Annotated in this window: 19 protein-coding genes; 6 read left to right on the top strand and 13 right to left on the bottom strand. The window is 73.4% G+C overall.

Annotated features, from left to right (window positions below; genetic code table 11):
• Nucleotides 1-156: 156 nt before the first annotated feature.
• Both ABTY59_RS37220 and ABTY59_RS37225 read right to left on the bottom strand, forming a co-directional pair.
• Nucleotides 157-990 (bottom strand): CbtA family protein, encoded by an 834-nt coding sequence (locus tag ABTY59_RS37220; RefSeq protein ID WP_352023582.1) that lies wholly within the window; start codon nt 988-990, stop codon nt 157-159.
• A 15-nt stretch (nt 991-1,005) separates the two neighbouring features.
• Nucleotides 1,006-1,233, bottom strand: coding sequence for a CbtB domain-containing protein (locus ABTY59_RS37225; protein WP_352023583.1), 228 nt, complete (start codon nt 1,231-1,233; stop codon nt 1,006-1,008).
• A gap of 269 nt (nt 1,234-1,502) precedes the next feature.
• On the opposite strand from ABTY59_RS37225, the gene ABTY59_RS37230 reads away from it, so the two are divergent.
• Nucleotides 1,503-2,072: a histidine phosphatase family protein gene (locus tag ABTY59_RS37230; RefSeq protein WP_352023584.1), complete on the top strand. Its 570-nt coding sequence runs from the start codon at nt 1,503-1,505 to the stop codon at nt 2,070-2,072.
• An 88-nt stretch (nt 2,073-2,160) separates the two neighbouring features.
• Here the strand turns inward: ABTY59_RS37230 and ABTY59_RS37235 are convergent, their stop codons facing one another.
• The 9 genes from ABTY59_RS37235 to ABTY59_RS37275 all read right to left on the bottom strand — a co-directional run bounded on the left by ABTY59_RS37235 (nt 2,161) and on the right by ABTY59_RS37275 (nt 12,306).
• Complete coding sequence (locus tag ABTY59_RS37235; RefSeq protein ID WP_352023585.1) at nt 2,161-3,252, bottom strand: FecCD family ABC transporter permease; 1,092 nt, start codon at nt 3,250-3,252, stop codon at nt 2,161-2,163.
• Entirely contained in the window at nt 3,249-4,283 is a 1,035-nt protein-coding gene (locus ABTY59_RS37240) for a FecCD family ABC transporter permease (RefSeq protein ID WP_403542913.1), read from the bottom strand. The genes ABTY59_RS37235 and ABTY59_RS37240 overlap by 4 nt, the downstream gene beginning before the upstream one ends.
• A 15-nt stretch (nt 4,284-4,298) precedes the next feature.
• A complete protein-coding gene (locus tag ABTY59_RS37245; RefSeq protein WP_352023586.1) occupies nt 4,299-5,351 on the bottom strand; it encodes an iron-siderophore ABC transporter substrate-binding protein in 1,053 nt (350 codons plus the stop codon).
• A 254-nt stretch (nt 5,352-5,605) separates the two neighbouring features.
• Nucleotides 5,606-6,337 (bottom strand): hypothetical protein, encoded by a 732-nt coding sequence (locus ABTY59_RS37250; protein WP_352023587.1) that lies wholly within the window; start codon nt 6,335-6,337, stop codon nt 5,606-5,608.
• Nucleotides 6,338-6,418: 81 nt separating this feature from the next.
• Nucleotides 6,419-7,414, bottom strand: a complete 996-nt coding sequence (locus ABTY59_RS37255) for a LacI family DNA-binding transcriptional regulator (protein ID WP_352023588.1) — start codon at nt 7,412-7,414, stop codon at nt 6,419-6,421.
• A complete protein-coding gene (locus ABTY59_RS37260; RefSeq protein ID WP_352023589.1) occupies nt 7,411-9,192 on the bottom strand; it encodes a glycoside hydrolase family 36 protein in 1,782 nt (593 codons plus the stop codon). The genes ABTY59_RS37255 and ABTY59_RS37260 overlap by 4 nt, the downstream gene beginning before the upstream one ends.
• A gap of 8 nt (nt 9,193-9,200) precedes the next feature.
• Complete coding sequence (locus ABTY59_RS37265) at nt 9,201-10,028, bottom strand: carbohydrate ABC transporter permease (RefSeq protein ID WP_352023590.1); 828 nt, start codon at nt 10,026-10,028, stop codon at nt 9,201-9,203.
• Nucleotides 10,025-10,954, bottom strand: a complete 930-nt coding sequence (locus ABTY59_RS37270; protein WP_352023591.1) for a carbohydrate ABC transporter permease — start codon at nt 10,952-10,954, stop codon at nt 10,025-10,027. Before ABTY59_RS37270 ends, ABTY59_RS37265 begins: the two co-directional genes overlap by 4 nt.
• Complete coding sequence (locus ABTY59_RS37275) at nt 10,951-12,306, bottom strand: ABC transporter substrate-binding protein (RefSeq protein WP_352023592.1); 1,356 nt, start codon at nt 12,304-12,306, stop codon at nt 10,951-10,953. The genes ABTY59_RS37270 and ABTY59_RS37275 overlap by 4 nt, the downstream gene beginning before the upstream one ends.
• Before the next feature lie 257 nt (nt 12,307-12,563).
• Here ABTY59_RS37275 and ABTY59_RS37280 point away from each other — a divergent pair, with 257 nt between their 5' ends.
• Complete coding sequence (locus ABTY59_RS37280) at nt 12,564-14,507, top strand: carbohydrate-binding protein (RefSeq protein ID WP_352023593.1); 1,944 nt, start codon at nt 12,564-12,566, stop codon at nt 14,505-14,507.
• Nucleotides 14,504-15,643 carry an aminotransferase class V-fold PLP-dependent enzyme gene (locus ABTY59_RS37285; protein ID WP_352023594.1) on the top strand — a complete coding sequence of 380 codons (1,140 nt, stop codon included), beginning with the start codon at nt 14,504-14,506 and terminating at the stop codon, nt 15,641-15,643. Before ABTY59_RS37280 ends, ABTY59_RS37285 begins: the two co-directional genes overlap by 4 nt.
• 28 nt (nt 15,644-15,671) lie before the next feature.
• Here the strand turns inward: ABTY59_RS37285 and ABTY59_RS37290 are convergent, their stop codons facing one another.
• On the bottom strand, nt 15,672-16,331 hold the full coding sequence (locus ABTY59_RS37290; RefSeq protein WP_352023600.1) for a beta-glucanase: 660 nt from the start codon (nt 16,329-16,331) through the stop codon (nt 15,672-15,674).
• Between the two features lie 186 nt (nt 16,332-16,517).
• Here ABTY59_RS37290 and ABTY59_RS37295 point away from each other — a divergent pair, with 186 nt between their 5' ends.
• Nucleotides 16,518-16,760: a hypothetical protein gene (locus ABTY59_RS37295; RefSeq protein WP_352023595.1), complete on the top strand. Its 243-nt coding sequence runs from the start codon at nt 16,518-16,520 to the stop codon at nt 16,758-16,760.
• A gap of 10 nt (nt 16,761-16,770) precedes the next feature.
• On the opposite strand, the gene ABTY59_RS37300 is transcribed toward ABTY59_RS37295, so the two are convergent.
• Nucleotides 16,771-17,154: a hypothetical protein gene (locus tag ABTY59_RS37300; RefSeq protein WP_352023596.1), complete on the bottom strand. Its 384-nt coding sequence runs from the start codon at nt 17,152-17,154 to the stop codon at nt 16,771-16,773.
• Nucleotides 17,155-17,288: 134 nt separating this feature from the next.
• On the opposite strand from ABTY59_RS37300, the gene ABTY59_RS37305 reads away from it, so the two are divergent.
• Together ABTY59_RS37305 and ABTY59_RS37310 are read left to right on the top strand one after the other, a co-directional pair.
• Nucleotides 17,289-17,966, top strand: coding sequence for a hypothetical protein (locus tag ABTY59_RS37305; protein WP_352023597.1), 678 nt, complete (start codon nt 17,289-17,291; stop codon nt 17,964-17,966).
• 268 nt (nt 17,967-18,234) lie between these two features.
• Nucleotides 18,235-18,609: a VOC family protein gene (locus ABTY59_RS37310; RefSeq protein ID WP_352023598.1), complete on the top strand. Its 375-nt coding sequence runs from the start codon at nt 18,235-18,237 to the stop codon at nt 18,607-18,609.
• Nucleotides 18,610-18,722: the final 113 nt, after the last annotated feature.

Below are 18,722 nucleotides of genomic sequence, written 5' to 3' on the forward strand. Positions count from 1 at the left end.
CCAAGTAGCTCCGCTACGAGGGCCTTCGTCCGGCACGCCGAGGGCACGCACCGGACACCGCGGGCACCGCACAGGACTTTCGAAACACCCCCTAGGACGACGCCGCCCCGCCCACCTCTCGGTGGGCGGGGCGGCGTCGTCGGTCGGGGGTGCCGGTCAGCCGGTGGCGGGGGCTCCGAGTCGGTCGGCCGTGTCGGCGGTGGCCGTCCGGGGAGCGAGGGCCTTCTGGGCGAGGACGCCGAAGACGACGCCGAAGACCGCCCACAGCACCGCCTGGATCGCCAGGGAGGCGAGCCTGAACTCCCAGAGGAGTCCGGCCGGGAAGCCCGCCGCGACGGCGTCCTCGTTGCCCGGCAGGACGGCGAAGGCGATCGCCGTCACGACGACGAAACCGGCGGCGGCGGCCAGCGTCGCGTTCCAGTTCCCCAGGCGCGGCGCGAGCTTGCGGCCCGCGATCAGGGCGGCCAGCCCGAGCAGCACGCTCAGCAGGATCATCAGGAAGAACAGGGTGGTGCGCTTCCCGATGGTGTCCGGGTTGCCGACGGCCGGCGGGGTCGCCGGGTACTTGAGGAACGGCACCAGATAGACGGTGGTGAACGCCGCGGCGGCGGTGAGCGCCGCCGTCGCCCGGGGGCTGAACCGGCCGATCCGGCCCAGCGCGAACGAGAACGCCAGCGAGGCGATGCCGCCGAGGGCCACGCCGTAGACGAGGACGCCGGTGGCGAGGCCGAAGGTCGACTGCTCGGAGCGGCTGATCGCCCCCTCTTCCTCGGCGGGCTCGGCCGCGGCCGCGCCGCCGTCGTGCCCGCCGTGGGTGTGGGCGGCGGGAGCGGCCGGAGCCTCGTGCGCGGCCTTGGCCTCCTCCACGGCGATCGCGCCGTTCACGGGGGGCTCACCCACCGCGTAGGCCACGGCGAAGGCGAACAGTCCGGCGATCAGGCCCGCGAGCATGCCGCGGACCAGCAGGGATCTGACAGTTGAGGCGTGCATGGTGCGGATCGCCTCTCAGTGGCAGGGGAAGCCGAGCAGGTGGCGGCCGTCGTGCACCCACTCGTGCACGTCGGTGCCCGCGATCAGCGAGGTGGCGCCCTGCTCGGCACCCACGAAGTACAGCGCGATCAGCGCGAGGAGCCCGACGAAGAAGGCCCAGGGCAGTACCGCGCGCACGGGCAGCGGAGCCGGTGCGGCGACGGAAGGGGTGGATACGGCGGCGGACACGACGGCCTCGGCCATGATGGAACCTCCTGTGGGAACTCGCGTCCCAGACGGTGGTGCAGGACGACGGTCCACGGGTCTGACTCACCGTGACGTCACCCTCGGGGACGCCTCGGCATACAGTGGCGCGACCGTGCCGGATTCTCACCGGTTTCCGTCTCGCCGTCGTCACGCTGTTCAAATGTCGCCTGACCGTACCGCGCCCGGCGACCGCCGCCAAGGGCGTGAGGCACGCATCACCTCCGTCCGCCCCCTCGGCCATGCCCCGACCGCCGCAAAGGAACTCGATGACAGTCCGGTTGACGCTGATCTCGCCCGCGACGAGCGAGGCCCTGCGTGAGGTCCGGTTCGACGACGACGGGCCCCTCGACCCGGCGGGCGTCGCCCGCGCCGAGGCCGTCGCGGGCTCCCTCGGCCCGGTCCCCCACGCGTACAGCTCGCCGTCCCCGCGCTGCCGCCGCACGGCCCGGGCCCTCGGCCTCGCGGCGGAGCCCGTGGACGCCCTCGCGGGCTGTGCGATGGGCCGTTGGCGCGGACGGACCCTGGAGGCCGTCGTCGCCGCCGAGGAGGCGGCGGTCGCCGCCTGGCTGTCCGACCCGGCGGCGGCCCCGCACGGCGGGGAGTCCCTGCGGGAGCTGCGCGTCCGCGTCGGCGCCTGGATCGACGGGCTCGGGGACGGCGTGGGCCGCGTCACCGCGGTCGTCGAACCGGACGTGGTGCGCGCCGCGACGGTGCACGCCCTCGCGGCACCGGACGCCATGGCCTGGCGCCTGGACGTCCGACCCCTGGCCGCCGTGCACCTCACCGGCCGCGCGGGTCGCTGGAACCTTCGCGCGGGGGAACCGCTCGAACGGTGAAGGGGGACTGCTGAACGGTGAAGGGGAACCGCTCGAACGGTGAAGGGGGACCGCACCGCGGTCCCCCTTCACCGACGACATCCGGGGATCAGGCGGCCGGACGCTTCCACTCCCGCAGCAGCAGGTAGCCGAGATACGCGCCTCCGACGGCCATCGTGTACAGGCCGACCGGCAGGTTGTCGAAGAGGGGCAGCTGCTGGGCGGTCAGGTCGGCGAGGACCAGGAGCAGCGCACCGAGCAGGCTCGACATGACCAGGTGCGGGCCGCCGCTGCGGGTGACCCGCTTGGCGATCTGCGGGGCCGTCAGGGAGACGAAGGCGATCGGCCCGGCGACGCTGACCGCGCCGGCGGACAGCACGATCGACAGCGTGACCGCCGCGGTCGCCGTGCGGGCCGGGCGGGCGCCGAGACCGGTCGCCAGGTCGTCGCCCATCTCGCCGATGCTCAGCGGCCGCGCGAGGAGCGCCGCGAGCGGCAGGCAGACGAGCAGCACCACCCAGATCGTGGTCGCGTCCTCCCAGGAGCGGGCGGAGAGGCTGCCGTTGATGTACGCGGTCAGCGCGCTGGCCTTGTCCCGCTCGACGGCGTACACCACGTACTGCGTGAGGGCCGTCGACATCGCGGCCACGCCGATGCCGGCCACGACCAGGCGCCCCGGGTTGCGGAAGCCGGTCCCCGTGGAGAAGTAGACGACCGCCATGGCGATCACCGCGCCGAGCAGCGCCCCCACGGGCACCGGCACGACGTCCGGGAAGAACAGCGCGGCCGCCGCCGCACCCGCTCCGGAACCCGCGCCGAGCCCGATCACGTCGGGACTGCCCAGCGGGTTGCGGGTGACGGACTGGAACAGGGCCCCGGACAGGCCGAAGGCGGCGCCGGTGGCGATGGCGACGACGAGCCGGGGGCCGCGCAGCCGGTTCAGCACGAAGGCGTTCTTGCCGGTGGCCTCGCCCATGAGCGCCGACGGGAGGTCGGCCGGGTCGATGCCGAGCCGGCCCAGGGAGAGGGTCGCCACGGCCGCGGCGAGGAGCAGCACCAGCGTCACCACGGCGGCGATCACGGTGGGTCGGCGCACGGGGACCGCGACCCACGGGCCGATCCGCACGAGGCTCCGGCCCGCCGGCCGGAGAGGCCGCGACGGCGTCACGGCCGGGGTGTCGATCCGCTCGGCGGTCTTCATGACGCTCCCCTCATGCGGCGGACGGCGAAGAGCAGCGCGGGCGCGCCGACGAAGGCGGTGACGACACCGACCATGAGCTCCTGCGGGCGGAGCAGCACGCGGCCGATGACGTCGGCGAACAGCAGCAGCGTGGGCCCCGCGAGCGAGGTGAAGAGGATCTGCAGCCGGAAGTCGGCTCCCACCAGTGCCCGGACGAGATGCGGGACGGCGAGGCCGACGAAGGCGATGGGGCCGACGGCGGCCGTCGCGGCGGCGCTGAGCAGCGTCGCGGCGAGGAGGCCGGCGCCCTTCACGCGCGCGGGGCTGATGCCGAGGGAGGCGGCCTTGTCGTCGCCCAGCGCCATGGCGTTGAGCCCCGGCGCGAGCAGCGCGGCGAGGACGAAGCCGACGGCGGCGAAGGGCAGCACCGCCCAGAACGCGTCGAAGCCGCGGCCGCCGAGCGCGCCCACCACCCAGTAGCGGTAGGTGTCGAAGACCTGCGGCCTGGACAGGGCGACGGCCTGGATGAACGCGGCGAGGACGGCGGACAGCACCGCGCCGGCGAGCACCAGGCGGACGGGTCCGCTGCCGCCGCCGGCCGTGCCGATGAGGTGGACGACCACACCGGTCGCGAGGGCGCCGACGAGGGCCCACCAGATGTTCTCGCGCTGCCCGGAGGCGCCGAGGAACGCGGTCGCGGCGACGATCGCGGCGGACGCGCCCGCGTTGATGCCGAGAAGTCCCGGCTCGGCGAGCGGATTGCGGGTGATGCCCTGCATCAGCGTGCCGGCGACCCCGAGGCAGAGGCCCGCGAGCACGCCGAGGGCGGTGCGCGGGTAGCGGCTCTCGACGACGGTGCGGAGGTAGCCGTCGCCGTCACCGCCGATGACCCGGAACACGTCGGCGGCGGACGTCGGCTTGCTGCCGAACATGACGCTGGCGAGGACCGCGAGGGCGAGCAGGATCAGGCACAGGGCGGCGGCTGCGATATGCCGGGCAGGGCCCCGCCGTACGACGGCGGGGCCCTGGCCGATCCGGGAGAGAGTGGTCACGCTGGGGACCCGCTGCTACTTCCCGGCCTTGGCGACGGCCTTGTCGATCATGGGGAGGTACCGCTCGATGCTGTACGGCACCGTCAGCGGGTTGATCATCGACGAGGCCGTGACGAACGGCTGGTCGTTGCTGTAGACGAGCGCGCCCTTCTTGACCGCGGGGATGGCCGCGTACAGCGGCTGCGCCTCGATCTCCTTGCGGGACTTGTCGTCCATGTAGAAGGTGAAGGCGATGTCGCTCTTGGAGAGCTTGTTGGCGTTCTCCAGGCCGATGAGGGCGGAGTCGGTGCCCTCGGTCTCCTTGAAGCCGTTCACGACCGGGTCGACCTTCAGGCCCAGCTTGGAGACCATCGCGACGCGCTGCTCCGCGGGCTTGAAGACGCCGAGGGTGCCGGGGCCGGTGTTGTAGATGTACGAGAACGTGACGTTCTTGTAGTTCGGGCGCGTGGCGGCGGCGTCGGCGAGCTGCTTGTCGATCTTGGCGGTGAGGTCCTTGGCCTTCTCCGGCTGGCCGAGCGCCTTCGCGACGATCTCGATCTGCTGGTCCCAGTCGGTGCTCCACGCCTGCTCGGGGTAGGCGACGGTCGGCGCGATCTCCTTGAGGAGGTCGTACTGCTTCTGCGTGATGCCCGACCAGGGGGCGAGGATGACGTCCGGCTCCAGCTCGGTGATGGCCTCGATGTCGAGCTCCTCGCCGCCGTCGAACTGCTTGGGCAGCTTGGCGCCGGACTTGGTCACGGCGTCGTGGATCCAGGGGAGGTAGCCGGTCTTGTCGCTGCCCCAGGGGTAGCTCTCGATGCCGACGGGCACGTTGCCGAGGGCGATGGCGGTCTCGGCGGAGCCCTGGCCGAGGGTGACGACCCGCTTCGGCTTCTCCTTGATGACGGCCTCGCCGAGCGCGCTCTTGATGGTGACGGGGAACGCCCCCGCCGAAGCCTTGGCCGCGGAGCCCTTCGTGTCGTCCTTTTTGTCGTCCGAGCCGCACCCGGTCACCATGAGGCCGAGCGAGACCGCGGCGGCACCCGCCACGAGAACGCGGCGGCGAAGAGGGGTGAACACAGCAGGCATGGCGGATCCTTGTCTCCGGGCAGAGGTGTGCTGACGCCCCGGCCGTCGCCCTCCGGACATGGGGATGTCGGGGCAGCGGCCATTGCGGGGCGCTTGTTAGGTGAGCCTAACCTATTCCCATCCGCCCCGAAGCGCCAGGGCCCGTCACCCCACCGTGACGAACCGCCGTCAGCCCGACGCCTCGCCGGCCGCCGTCAGCCGGACGCCCCCGTCAGCCCGACGCCTCGCCAGACGCCGTCAGCCGGACGCCCCCGTCAGCCCGAGGCCTCCCACGCCGTCGTCAGCCCGTCCAGCCACGCCGGCGGCAGCTCCGCGGCGTCCCACTCCTCGTGCAGGTCCTCCGGAGCCGTGGCGAGCCGTTCGAGGACGGCGACGCTCGTCGGGGAGTGGATCAGGGAGTACCGGCCGTGGATCGCGATCGCGCTCCCCGGCCCGTACTCCGCGTACAGCCGCTCCAGGCGCGCCCGGTGCGCCGACGTGAACGCGGTGAGCCGCCCCGCGTATCCCGCGCGCTGACGGGAGCTCATCGTGCCGAGGAGGGCCCGGAGCACCTGCTCGGTGACCTCCGGGTCGAGATCGGAGACCTCGGTGAAGGAGAGGTAGAGCGGGGTGACCGCCACATGGGTCCGCTCCAGCTCCGTCCGCCCGACCGGCGGACGGTCGTCCGGCGAGGCGGCCGAGGGATCCGCGGCGACGGCACGCCGCAGCGCCCGCTCGGAGACCGCGCCCAGCACCTCGGTGGCCGCCCGCGCCCCGTCGAGCCAGCCGGAGGCGTAGGGCTCGCCCTTCCCCTCGGGCGCGGCCGGCGCGGCCGCGTCGACCTCCTCGTACGCGAGGGCCAGCGCGCCCGCCTCGACGAAACCGATCAGCTCCTCCGCGTCGCCGGGCCACACGCCCGCCCGGGCGAGCAACTGGAGCAGCGTCCGCTTCGCGTTGAGGACACTGGCCTCGTCCAGCTGCTGCCGTCCTTCTTCGGCGGTGCTCACAGGGTCCTCCTCGGCGTAGGGACGGCGTCGTGCGTGGCTGCGCGGAGCGCTCCGTTCGAGCCTACGCAACGACCGGCACCCCTAGCGCACGGCCGGGCCCGTCGACGCGCGGATGACCAGCTCGGGATCGAAGAGGAGTTCGCCCGTGGGGACCTCGCGGTTGCCGACCAGGGCCAGGACGCTGCGGCCCACCTCCAGGGCGAGCCGGTCGGCGGGCTGACGCACCGTGGTGAGCGCCGGGTCGGTGAACTCGGTGACGGACGAGCCGTCGTAGCCGACGACCGAGACGTCGTCCGGCACGGAGAGTCCCTGCCTGCGGATGCCCCGGACGGCGCCCAGCGCCATGAAGTCGCTGGCGGCGACGATGGCGGTGGCGCCCTGCCCGACGAGGGCGCCGGCCGCCGCCTGGCCGCCCTCCACGCTGTACGACTGGCGGACCACCCAGCGCTCCGCGTCGTCGATGCCACGCCGGGCCATCGCCTCGACGAAGCCCCGGACCCGCCGGTCGGCGGGCCGGTTCCCCGAGGGGCCCGAGGCCATCCCGATGCGCCGGTGTCCGAGCCGGTGCAGATGGTCGACGGCCAGCTCGGCCGCGAGCGCGTCGTCGGTGGAGAAGACCGGGACGGGCACGCCGTCGGCGAACTCGCCGTTGACGCCGACGTACGGGACGCGGCGCTGGCGCAGCAGCTCGTACCCGTCGGTGTCCGCGCCCTCCACGGTGTTGGAGGAGGACAGGAAGACGACGGCCGCGACGCCCTTGTCGACGAGCGAGGTGAGGTAGTCCAGCTCCTGCACCCCGCCGGCGAAGACGGGGCAGAGCACCGTCTTCAGTCCGTGCGGGGCGAGCGCCGACTCGATGCGCTCGGCGACGTCCGCGAAGAAGGGGTTCGACACGAACTCGGTGACGACCGCCACCAGCTGGCCCTGCGTCTGGCGCTCGTAGCCGAGCTCGGCCATCGCCCGCTCGACCGCCTCGCGGGTCTTCCGCGACACCCCCTGCCGCCGGTTGATGACCCGGCTGACGGTGGCCTCGCTGACCTGTGCGTGGGCTGCGACGTCGGTGATGCCGACCTTCATCGCGGTCCTTCCGTGAGTACGAGCGAAACCAGACCGCCGCGCGGCACGGCCAGCGGGCTCGGCCCTTCCGGCAGCTGCGCGGGCGGATCAGTCATCATACGGCCGTCGGGCCCGTGGACCAGGGCGGTCACCCGCCCGCCGCCGCCGGACACGTCCACCATCAGCCGGTCCCGGTCGGAGCCGTTGACGAGGTGGATCCTGCGGTACGCGGCGAAGTCGAGCAGCGCGACCCGGTCGCCGTGCACGCTGATCAGACACTCCTCGCCACGGGCCGCGACCACCACCGGGTACAGCTCGTCCGGCCGCCCCGGCTCCACCGTCCCGTCGAGCAGCAGCTCCCGGTGGAGCCGCCAGCGCCCGAGCCAGAACCGCACGGCCGCGCGGTGCTCGGGAGGCGCCGTGTCCAGCCGTACGGAGATCTGCGGGACCGCGTGCAGCGCCCCGATCAGCTGCCGGGCCACCGCCTCGACCGGGGCGGAGCGGGACCACATCAGCATGTCGCCGTGGACGGCGCCGCCCACGGCGAGCAGGGAGGTGTCGAGGGTCTGGACCCGGTTGGCCGTCGCGTCCGCCGGGCAGTCGAAGGAGCGCAGCATGTTCCCGTACGGCGCCATGCCGGGGCCCGTGTACGGCTGCCGCAGTTCGAGCAGGAGATCCGGGCGTACGGCTTCCAGGGCCCGGCGCAGCTCGGCGAGGAGCCCGGTCATGGCCAGGCCCACGTCCCCCGCGCCGTCGCCGGAGTACACCGCGGCCTCGTCGAGGAAGTCCAGCTTCAGCCCGTCGAGTCCGTACGCGCGGACGAGGGAGACGCACAGCTCGACCACGTGCCGGCGGACCTCGGGGAGCCGCGGGTCGAGCACCCGGGCGCCCGGCACGGTGGCCGGGGAGGGCGCGGCGGCGGCCCACCGGTCGTGGCAGTCCGCCTCGGGGCCGAGGAGGAGCGGTGCGACCCACAGGAGGTAGCGCAGTCCCCGGGCCCGCACCCGGGCGACGTGCCCGGCCAGGTCGGGGAACTTGGCGGGGTCGGGCCGCCAGTCGCCGCAGCCCGCGTAGCCCCGGCCGTTGCCGTACCGCTGCCAGCCGTCGTCCAGGATCAGCGTGCCGCAGCCCAGTTCGGCGGCGGGGCCCGCCTGGGCCTCGACGGCGGCCGCGGTGACGTCCTGGTTGAAGGCGTACCAGGTCGAGTACACCGGGAGCCTGGCCGCGTCCGGCACCGGCATCGGCGGGCGGTCGGCGGCGAACCACGCGCGCAGCGGCCGGAGCGCCGCCGCGACCGACGGCGCGCGCGGCACGAGCAGCAGCCGGTGCGGGGCCGAGGAGGCGGGGAGGCACAGATGGACGACGTGGGTGTCGTTCTCCTCCGAGACGCCGAAGCGGAGTGCGGCCTCGGGGACCGGGTCGGCCGCCGCGAAGGTGAGCAGGGTGGCGCCGGAGTGCTCGTAGAGACAGCCGACGGCCGCGCCGTCGACCAGGCTGACCCGGCCGCGGCCCTCCCAGTCGGCGACCAGGGTGCGCCGCCACGCGGCCTGCGGATGCCAGTAGCCCGCCGCGTCGCCGAGCGGTACGGAGAGGCGGATCTCGACGGGGGCGTCCTCGGCCAGGACGGTGAGCAGCCGCACCCCGTCCGTTCGGGGGGCGAGTTCCCAGCGGGGGGTCACGCCGGGGTGGCCGGGGGCGAGGACGGCGATCGACACGCCGTCGAGCAGCGGTTCCCAGGGGGCCGGGGCGGAGTGCGCGGTGGTCACCGGGACGGCCGGGTCGAGGAGGTTCATGGGCATGCTCTCGTTCATTCCTTCACCGCGCCCGCGAGGAGGCCGGAGACGAAGTGGCGCTGGAGGGCGAGGAAGACCACCGCCATGGGGACGGCGGCGACGGCGGTGCCGGCGAGGATGGCGCCGTAGTCCGTCTCGTCGAGTCCCTGGAGGGAGGCGAGCGCCACCGGGATGGTGAAGGTGCTGTCGTCGCGCAGCACGATCAGCGGCCAGATGAAGTCGTTCCACTGGTACAGGAAGAGGAACAGGGCCAGTGCCGCCAGGGCCGGGCGCATCGGGGGCAGGGCGACCCGCCAGAGCAGCCGCAGCTCCCCGCAGCCGTCCATCCGGCCCGAGTCGAGGAGTTCCTGCGGGAGCGCGGCCATCGACTGGCGCATCAGGAAGATGCCGAACGGCAGGGCCAGGTTGGGGGCGATCACCGCCTGGTAGGTGTCGAGCCACCGCAGCTCGGCCATCATCGTGAAGAGCGGGACGAGGGTGATCTGGGCGGGCACGACGAGTCCGAGCATGAGGAGCCCGAAGAGGACCCCGCGGCCGCGGAAGCGGTAGGTGGCGAAGCCGTATCCGGCGAGGGTGCACACCGTGCCGGCGAGGACCGTGTAGACGACGGCGATGCCCAGGGAGTTGAGGACGACGCGGCCGAAGTCCGCCGTCTCCTGGAGGGTGGCGAGGTTCTCCGCGAGGTGTCCGCCGGGCAGCAGCGGCGGCGGGCTGTCGAAGAGCTCCCGCGAGCTGTGCGTGGCGCCGACGGCCAGCCAGTAGAAGGGGACCGCGACGGCGGCCAGGGCGAGGGCGAGCCCGGAGGTGAGCAGAATGCTCCGGCCCGGGTTTCGGGTGGTCACGTCTTCTCCCCGAGGAGGCGGAACTGGATCAGGCCGAGCAGTCCGACGAGGACGGTGAGGGCGTAGGCGATGGCGGAGGCGTAGCCGAAGTCGAAGTACTTGAACGCGTTCTGGTACAGGTACACGCCGATGGTCAGCGTCGCGTTGTCCGGCCCGCCGCCGGTGAGGACGTACGGCTCGTCGAAGAGCTGGAGCGTGCCGATGGTGGACAGGACGGTGGTGAGCAGCAGCGCGGGCCGCAGCCCCGGCAGCGTGACGTGGCGGAACGCGCCGAACGCCCCGGCGCCGTCCACGGCGGCCGCGTCGTACAGCTCGCGCGGGACGGTCTGCAGCCGGGCCAGCAGGATCACGGCGTTGTAGCCGGTGTAGTGCCAGGTCAGGGCGAGGCCCAGGGAGATCCGCGCCCACAGCGGGTCGGTCAGCCAGGGCACCGGGTCCGCGCCGAGCAGCCCGAGGAACCAGTTGACGAGTCCGTAGTCCTTGTTGAGGAGGACGGAGAAGACGATGCCGTACGCGACGAGCCCGGTGACCATCGGCAGGAAGAAGCCGAGCCGGAACACCGGGCGGCCGCGCAGCAGGGTGGAGTCCAGCGCGACCGCGAGGGCTGTGGCCAGCGCCAGCATCAGCGGCACCTGCACGGCGAGGATCACCCCCGTGTTGCGCAGCGCGGTCCAGAACAGCGGGTCGTCGGCCAGGCGGACGTAGTTGTCGGCGCCCACGAAGGTCTCGGTGCCGCCGACCGTGCGGTGCAGGCTGAGGAGGAAGGACCGGCCGACCGGGTAGAGCTTGAACACGGCGAAGAGCAGCACCGCGGGCAGGACGAAGAGGTACGGGGCGGCCCGGCCGCGCCGCCGGCGACGCCCGGCGGCGGGCGGGGAGACGGCGGTGCGCGCGGGCCCGGCCGCCGGTGCGGCGGCCCGCGTCACCGGGCGGTCTTCCGGCCGGTCTGGCGGGCCAGTTCGCGGGCGGCCTCGGCGAGCACCTTCGCCGGGTCGGCGCCCCGCAGGAGCACCTGGGACTGGGCGTCGGTGACGAGCTTCAGGGCGCGCGCGTAGTCGGAGGTGTAGTTCACGGCGGGACTGGGGGCCTTGAGGGCGTCGAGGAAGACCTCGCCCTTGCGCTGGCCGCCGAAGAAGGCGGACGGCTGGTGGAAGACGGGGTCCTCGTACGCCTTGAGGAGGGCGGGCGCGATGCCCTTGCCCCGGTAGATCCGCACCTGGGAGGCGGGGCGGGTCAGCGCGTACTCGACGAAGGACCAGGCGGCCGCCTGCTGCGTACTGCTGCCGGAGACGGCGAGGTGGGTGGAGTTCACCGTGGCCGCGGTGGGTCCGCCGCGGCGGACGGCCGGGGGCAGCCGGACCTTCCACTTGCCGGCTTCGTCCGGCACCTGCTCCTCGATGATCCCGCCGAACCAGGTGGGCCAGGGCAGGACGGCGGCGGTGCCCCGCTTCAGCGAGCTCATCAGCGCGTTCCAGCCGCCGGCGAGATCGCTGACGAGCCCGGCGTCGTTCATGGTCCTGATGAGCGTCATGGCCCGGACGGCCTCGGGGGAGTCCAGGGTGATGCGGCCTTCCAGGTCGAAGTAGAAGGCGCCCTGGAGCTGGAGCAGCATCTGGAAGAAGTTCGCGGCGTCGGGCTGCGAGGCGGGCTTGTCGATGCCCAGGAGGTGGACGCCGGTCTTGGCCTTGAGGCGCTTGCCGGCCTCGATGGTCTCGTCCCAGGTCGCCAGGGCGGCGACGTCGATCCCGGCGCGTTCGAAGAGGTCGGCCCGGTAGTAGAAGCCCGCCGAGTTCGCCTCCCAGGGAAGGGCGTTCACCCGCTTGCCGTCGGGGCTGACGGTCTCCCAGAGGCCGGGGGCGAAGGCGTCCTTGTGGGCGGTCGCGCCGAGCGGGGCGAGGTCGGCGAAGGCGCCGGGGAAGTGCTCGACGTAGCCGGGGAGGTAGTCGACGCCGATGTGCAGGACGTCGGCGAGGCCCTGGCCGCCGGCGGCGAGACCCGCGGTGATCTTGTCCCAGATCGCCGGGTTGCCGATGTCCTCGACGGTCACCTGGATGTCCGGATAGGTCTTGTTGAACTCCGGTATCAGGGCCTTCAGTTCGGCGGCGGGCCCCTGCCAGGACCAGACCGTGATCCGGCCCTTGCGGGGGTCTCCCGCGGTGCCGCCGCCGGGGCCGGCGCCGCTCCCGGAGCAGCCGGTGAGGGCGAGTGCCAGGGCGCCGCCGAGGGCGCCGCCTCCCATGCGAAGGACGTGCCGCCGTGCGGGCTGTCTGTCTGTCATGGGGCGGGACGCTACAAGCCGTTCGGCGTCGTTTGCAATGGCTGATGGAAAACTTTCAGTTCGGCAGACTGTTGATGATTGCCGGATCTCTTGCAAGCCGTCAGGTGAGGTTGTTAGCGTGCCGCGCGCCGGCCCGAACGCCCCCAACCGGTCGCCCCAACCGGTCGCCCCGGCCGATCGACCGAACCGATGAACCGATCGACCGAACCGATCGACCGAACGTCCCGAACCGCTCGCCCCCGATCCGGGAGAGACCCATGACCCGTTCCCGTACGTCGTTGCTGCTCGCCGCCGCCCTCGCGTTCCTCACCCCGTCCGCCCCGGCGCACGCCGAACCCGCGCCGCTCACGGTGGCCGACCCCGGCTTCGAACAGGGCGGCACCGGCTGGGAGTTCACCTCCGGTACCGGGGTCGCCGTCAACAATCCGCACGCCGGGAACCGGCTGGCCTACCTGGACGCGGGCGGGGGCATGCGGGTCTCCCAGACCGTGACGGCCACCGCTCGCGGCGGATACCTCGTCTCCGCCTGGATCGCCACGGGCGGACCCGGCGGCCGCTACGTCCTGCGGGTCAACGGGGCGGTCGTCGCCGAACGCGCCCTGCCCGCCGCCGCGAACTACCGTCGCCACACCCTCGGCAGGATCGCGCTCGCACCGGGCGACCGCCTGGAGATCGCCTTCGAGTCCGGCCAGGGCTGGGTGAACGTCGACGACGTCATGGTCTCCCCGGCGGCCCCCGCCGACCCCAGGATCTCCTCCAGCGACCCCGAGATCGTCGCCATGTTCGACTGGGCCAGGACCACGGCCAACAGCTGGGTCCACCTGCCGGGCACCCAGGGCCCCCTGGACGCCGACGAGCGGCAGACCGGCGGCACCGGCACCGGTGTCTACGCCCCCTCCTACTGGGCCGGTTACGCCCACCGCAGCGGCTACTACTCCCGCGACATGGCCCACCAGCTCGCCGGTGCCGGGGTCCTCGGCCTGCACGCGGAGAACCGGGAGATGCTGCGCGCCTTCGCGGCCTCCGCCACCGCCGAGCACGCCTACTACCCGGTCTGGGCCCTCAACTTCGACAACCGCAGCCCGCTCTCCATCGACTACCGGAGCCCCGCGCTCTTCGTCCGCGAGGTGCCGGCCCCCTTCGAACTCGTCCAGAAGGCCGAGGAGGCGTACCGCTGGAGCGGCGACCCGGCCTACCTCGACGACCCCGCGCTGTGGGCCTTCTACCGGCACACCACCGACGCGTTCGTCACCCTCCACGACGGGCGGAAGGACAACGGGCCCGTGAAGGTCGCCGAAGGCACCGGCGGCGGCATCTTCCAGGGCACCGCCAGCTACAACGAGCAGAGCGACGAACCGCTCACCGAGGCGGGCGACGCCATCGGCTCCCAGTACCAGGCCTACCGCGCGATGGCCTCCCTCGCCCGCGCCAAGGGCGACCGCGCCACGGCCCGCCTGTTCGACCGCCGTGCCCTGGACCTCAAGACGTACTTCAACTCCACCTGGAGCGGCACCGGTTCGGGCGCCGACATGGTCCGCGGCTACACCACCGACGGACGGGCCCTGACCGGCTGGGGCAAGGAGAACAGCTGGTTCATGCCGATGAAGGGCATCATCGACCCCGGCGCCCGCCGCGAGGCCTACCTCGACTACGTCGACGCCCAGGCGGAGGGCGACGGACGCCCCGACAACATCGAGGCCCTGACCTACCTGCCCGACACCTTCCTCGCCGGCGGCCGCCCCGACACCGCCTGGAAGTGGATGCGCCACGTCTACGCCCAGAAGGACGTCCAGCACGTCAACTCCCGCCAGGGCACCAACGGCGACTACCCCGAGGTCTCCTTCACGCTCGTCGCCCAGACCGTCCAGGGGCTCATGGGCGTCACCCCGGACGCCCCCGCCCGCACCCTCACCACCCAGCCGCGCCTCCCCTCCGGCATGGGCTGGCTGAAGATCGAGGACCTGCGGGTCGGGGACTCCGCCTTCACCCTCCGGCACGACACCGACCGCCGCTCCACCCTCACCCACACCACGGGCACCGGCGCCTACACCTGGGAGGCGCGCTTCCCGGGCTTCCACGCGGCCGTCGCCGTCGACGGAGTGCGCCGCCCCGCCCGTACGGAGGTCGTCGACGGCGTGACGTACACCGTGGTCCGCACCCGTGTCGCCCCCGGCCGGACCGTCACGGTCGAGGTCCGATGAGCGGCCCGGCCACGTTCCCCGGCGGGCCCGGACTGTTCGGGCTCACGCCCGGCGTCGCCCACCTCAACCACGGCTCCTTCGGCGCCGTACCGCTCCCCGTGGCACGGGCCCAACGGGAACTCGCCGACGAGGCGGCGGCCGACCCGGACGCCTTCTTCCTCGGCGTCCCCGACCGCGTCGCCGCGGCCCGTGGCCGGGTCGCCGCCCACCTGGGCGCCGACCCGGACGGCCTCGCCCTCGTCACCAACGCCACCGAGGCCGCGGGACTCGCCCTCGACGCCCTGCGCCTGGACCCCGACGACGAGATCCTGGTCACCGACCACGGATACGGCACGGTGGTCGCGGCTGCGGCCCGCCGCGCCAAGACGGTCACCGTCGCCCTCGACCCCGCCCTGCCGGACGAGGACGCCGTCCGCGAGGCGGTCCTCGCGGGGCTGACCCCCCGGACCAGGGTGGCGCTCCTCGACCACATCAGCTCGCCCACCGCGCGGATCCTCGCCGGCCCCCGGCTGCTCGCCGAGCTCCGCGAGCGCGGGGTCACCACCGTGGTCGACGGTGCCCACGCACCGGGCATGCTCGCCGAACCGCTCGCCGGGCAGCCCGACTTCTGGTTCGGCAACCTGCACAAATGGGCCTACGCGCCGCCGGGCAGTGCCGTCCTGGCGGTGGCCGCCGCCCACCGGGCCCGGGTGCCCGCGCCCGTGCCCTCCTGGGAGGACGACCGGGGCTTCCCGCGCGCGGTCGAGTACCGGGCCACCGCCGACTACACGGGCTGGCTCGCCGCCCCCGGGGGACTCGACCTGATCGCGGACCTCGGCGCCGCGCGGGTGCGCGACCACAACGCCGCACTCGTGCGTCACGGAGCCCAGTTGCTCGCCGGGATCCCCGGCCTCACCCCGCTGCCGCACACCGAGGGCCTCGCCATGCGCTCGCTGCGGCTGCCCCGGGGCCTCGCCCGCACCCAGGGGGAGGCCGCCGCGCTGCGCGAGGAGATCGCCGCCCGGCTCGGGTTCCGGGTGCTGATCTGGGCATGGCCCGACGGCGGAGGCATCCGGATCTCCGGGCAGATCTACAACCGGGCCGAGGAGTACGAACGGCTCGCCGCCGCCCTGAGCACCCTGCTCGCGGACGTCTGACGGCAGTCCGCCCCCGGCCCCGCGCACCTCAGTTCCGGTACACGCGCAACTCCGCCACCTCGTACGACATCTCCGTCGCGTCCGGGTCGGGCGCCGGGTGGTACCGCCCGGCGCAGACCGACAGGTTCACGATGAGGTGCGCCCGCCAGGAACGCCCCACCCCCCGGCGGTCGTCGAACACCCGGGCGCCGTTCACCCACCACACCACGGACCGCGCGCCGAACTCGACCCGGAGGTCGACCCACGCCCCGGGCCGGACGGCAGGATCCCGGAAGTAGAGGTGACGGCCCCGCACCCGGTTCGACAGTTCGAGGAGGTCCGGGTTGTCGGGGTGGTACTCGAAGACGTCGACCTCCTGACCGCCGTCGAGCCAGGTCCAGATCGCCGGCCAGGCTCCCGTCTCCACGGGCAGGCGCACCCGGGCCTCCAGGACGTCGCCCGCCCGCACGAGGAACCCCTCCGCGCTGCCCTCCGTCGTGAGCAGACCGGCGTCCCAGAGGCCGTCGGCCCGGCGGGTGGCGCGGAAGGTCCCCGTCCGGCTGTACGAGGGATCCTCCACCAGATGGTCGAGCTTGTTGTCGCCCGGATTCGTCGGCCCGCCGTCGGGATAGGCCCACGAACGGCCGGCGACCCACTGCCGGGCGGAGGAGAAGTCGGCGTCGAGGACGAGGTTCGCGGGCGTCGACACGGGACCGCGCCCGCCGGAACCACCCCCGCCCCACCGGAACCGATCGAAGAAGTCGGACAGCACGGCACCACTCCTTTCGTGCGGACCGCCACCGATCCACAGGCGATCCGCCCCACTTTGCGCCATCCGGCGCACAGAAGTGGCCCCTTGGCGAGAACTCGTCAGCACGGGGGAAGGGACACCGGCATGAAGGCACTCCAGTGCCGCGCCGCCGGCGCCCCACCCGAGGCCGTCACCGTCCCCGGCCCGGAACCCGGCCCGGAACCCGACCCGGAACCCGACCCGGAACCCGGCCCGGAACCCGGCCCGGAACCCGACCCGGAACCCGACCCGGAACCCGACCCGGAACCCGACCCGGAACCCGACCCGGAACCCGACCCGGAACCCGACCCGGAACCCGACCCGGGCGAGGTGCGCGTCGACGGCTGAACGGAGGCGGTCAGGCCAGCATGATCAGCCACGCGCCGACGAGCGAGGCCGCGTACAGCAGGGCGCCGAGCGGCAGCCACACCCACGGGGTGCGCCCGCGCCGCCAGGCCGCCACGCCCAGGAGCACGCAGACCACCGTCGCCAGGCCCAGGCCGATCCAGGGCAGCGCCCACATCGCGAGCATCCCCGGCCCGGTGCACACGGGCGCGGGGTCGGCGGTGCCGCAGCTGTCGGTGGCGAAGATCGAGACGTAGAGGACGAGCCCGTCGAGAAGGAACCCGGCGGAGCCCAGACCCGCGACCGTCGCCAGATAGGCCGTGGGCCACGCGCCCCGAGGGCGCGGGGCGCCCACGGGGGTGGGGTAGGGGGGCGTGCCCTGTCCGTAGGGGCTCATCCGCGTCTCCTCGCTCGGCTCCGCCCTCGCGCGGCCGTGCGGCCAGGGTAGGAGCGGTGGCCGACGCCGGTCATGAGCACGCGTACTCATCCGCCGCGCCGTGCCGTTCCCCACCCGCGCTCGTTGATCACGCCATGAAGCTCGCCGACCGCTTGCGACGCACCCGCCTCCTCGCCTCGACGGCCGCCGCCCTGCTGCTCGGCGTCGTGAACGCGCCGGGAGCGTACGCGGCTCCCGACGCGCGGGACTGCCCGGCGGCGGAGATCTTCGCGACCGACAACACCGCGATCATCACCGACCCCGACGACCCCCGGCTCGACACCCGCCTCATCCGTTTCGGGCACGAGGTACGGCGGATCGTCCGCGCCCACGGCGCGCGACCGGGCGACTCGGAGCTCCTCGACGGCGTCTTCTGGTCCGGGGCACTGCACCAGGCGACGTACGAGCGGTCCCGCGAGTTCGACGTCGAGCGGGTCGGCCGCGAAGGGCTCCACCACATCGCCGGCGTCATCGCCAAGAGGTACGACCAGGAGGCGGTGCTCACCTTCCGCTGCCTGCCGCGCAATTCGCCGGAGACCGACGCGGTCGAGGTCGAGGTCCCCGGCGTCCGGGCCGGCGCCGTGCGTGCGGCGCTCGTCGCCGACCCGGAGGCCCGCGAGAAGCTCGGCGGCGGCTCCGTCACCCTCGACGGCCGGCTCGTCCTCGTCGCCCCCGTCGAGGACCTGTCGCCGGTCCGCAGGTTCATCGCCGCCCTCGGCGCCGACTGGGGCCGGGCGACGGTGCGGTACGGGGACCGGGAGTTCGTGAGCTGACGGTGCGCACGCGCGGCCCACCCGTTTCCGGTCATGTACCGGCCGGAAACGGGCGGGCCGCCTTGTCGTGGCCGCGGGTGATCACGTAACGTCCCCCGTCATGAACACCGGACCGGCGACAAGCCACGCACAGACGGGCGATCCGGTGGACGACTGACCGCCGGACGGGTGCGCGACAGGCACCCCGACGGTTCGGCACGTGGACCTCCTCGGTGCGGAAGCACTGCGCGTCCCTTCTCCGTGCCGAACCGACAGCGAGGTCATCCACATGGCAGTCACGTTCAACCACACCATCATCGCGTCCAAGAACCGCGACGAGTCCGCGCGCTTCTTCCGCGCGCTGCTGGAGATTCCCGAGGCGCCGTCCTGGGGTCCCTTCGTCAACATCCAGCTCACCGACGGCGTCCTGCTCCAGTTCGCCGAACCCCCGGTGGACATCCAGATGCAGCACTACGCGTTCCTGGTCGACGACGAGCTGTTCGACCGGGCGTACCGGCGCCTGTGCGAGGGCGGGATCGAGCACTGGGCCGACCCGCAGATGCGGCGCCCCGGTGAGACCAACACCGAGCACGGCGGTCGCGGGGTCTACTTCAAGGACCCGTCCGGCCACGCGATCGAGCTGATCACGCGGCCCTACCTGTAGAGCGGAACCGTGGGGGTGCCTCCGGCCGGGCTCCACGCGCGGGCGTGCTCCTCGCCGTCCTCTGGGGCGTGTACCCCACGGCGTTCGTCCAGTCGATGGCGTACACCGAGACG

The sequence above is a fragment of the Streptomyces sp. NPDC096079 genome (assembly GCF_040303145.1).
Lineage (GTDB): Bacteria > Actinomycetota > Actinomycetes > Streptomycetales > Streptomycetaceae > Streptomyces.

What these genes read in the sequence shown, in the direction of transcription:
- ABTY59_RS37220 (WP_352023582.1), bottom strand. Translation starts at nt 990, where the DNA reads ATGCACGCCTCAACTGTCAGATCCCTGCTGGTCCGCGGCATGCTCGCG.
- ABTY59_RS37225 (WP_352023583.1), bottom strand. Translation starts at nt 1,233, where the DNA reads ATGGCCGAGGCCGTCGTGTCCGCCGCCGTATCCACCCCTTCCGTCGCC.
- ABTY59_RS37230 (WP_352023584.1), top strand. Translation starts at nt 1,503, where the DNA reads ATGACAGTCCGGTTGACGCTGATCTCGCCCGCGACGAGCGAGGCCCTG.
- ABTY59_RS37235 (WP_352023585.1), bottom strand. Translation starts at nt 3,252, where the DNA reads ATGAAGACCGCCGAGCGGATCGACACCCCGGCCGTGACGCCGTCGCGG.
- ABTY59_RS37245 (WP_352023586.1), bottom strand. Translation starts at nt 5,351, where the DNA reads ATGCCTGCTGTGTTCACCCCTCTTCGCCGCCGCGTTCTCGTGGCGGGT.
- ABTY59_RS37255 (WP_352023588.1), bottom strand. Translation starts at nt 7,414, where the DNA reads ATGAAGGTCGGCATCACCGACGTCGCAGCCCACGCACAGGTCAGCGAG.
- ABTY59_RS37260 (WP_352023589.1), bottom strand. Translation starts at nt 9,192, where the DNA reads ATGCCCATGAACCTCCTCGACCCGGCCGTCCCGGTGACCACCGCGCAC.
- ABTY59_RS37275 (WP_352023592.1), bottom strand. Translation starts at nt 12,306, where the DNA reads ATGACAGACAGACAGCCCGCACGGCGGCACGTCCTTCGCATGGGAGGC.
- ABTY59_RS37280 (WP_352023593.1), top strand. Translation starts at nt 12,564, where the DNA reads ATGACCCGTTCCCGTACGTCGTTGCTGCTCGCCGCCGCCCTCGCGTTC.
- ABTY59_RS37285 (WP_352023594.1), top strand. Translation starts at nt 14,504, where the DNA reads ATGAGCGGCCCGGCCACGTTCCCCGGCGGGCCCGGACTGTTCGGGCTC.
- ABTY59_RS37295 (WP_352023595.1), top strand. Translation starts at nt 16,518, where the DNA reads ATGAAGGCACTCCAGTGCCGCGCCGCCGGCGCCCCACCCGAGGCCGTC.
- ABTY59_RS37300 (WP_352023596.1), bottom strand. Translation starts at nt 17,154, where the DNA reads ATGAGCCCCTACGGACAGGGCACGCCCCCCTACCCCACCCCCGTGGGC.
- ABTY59_RS37305 (WP_352023597.1), top strand. Translation starts at nt 17,289, where the DNA reads ATGAAGCTCGCCGACCGCTTGCGACGCACCCGCCTCCTCGCCTCGACG.
- ABTY59_RS37310 (WP_352023598.1), top strand. Translation starts at nt 18,235, where the DNA reads ATGGCAGTCACGTTCAACCACACCATCATCGCGTCCAAGAACCGCGAC.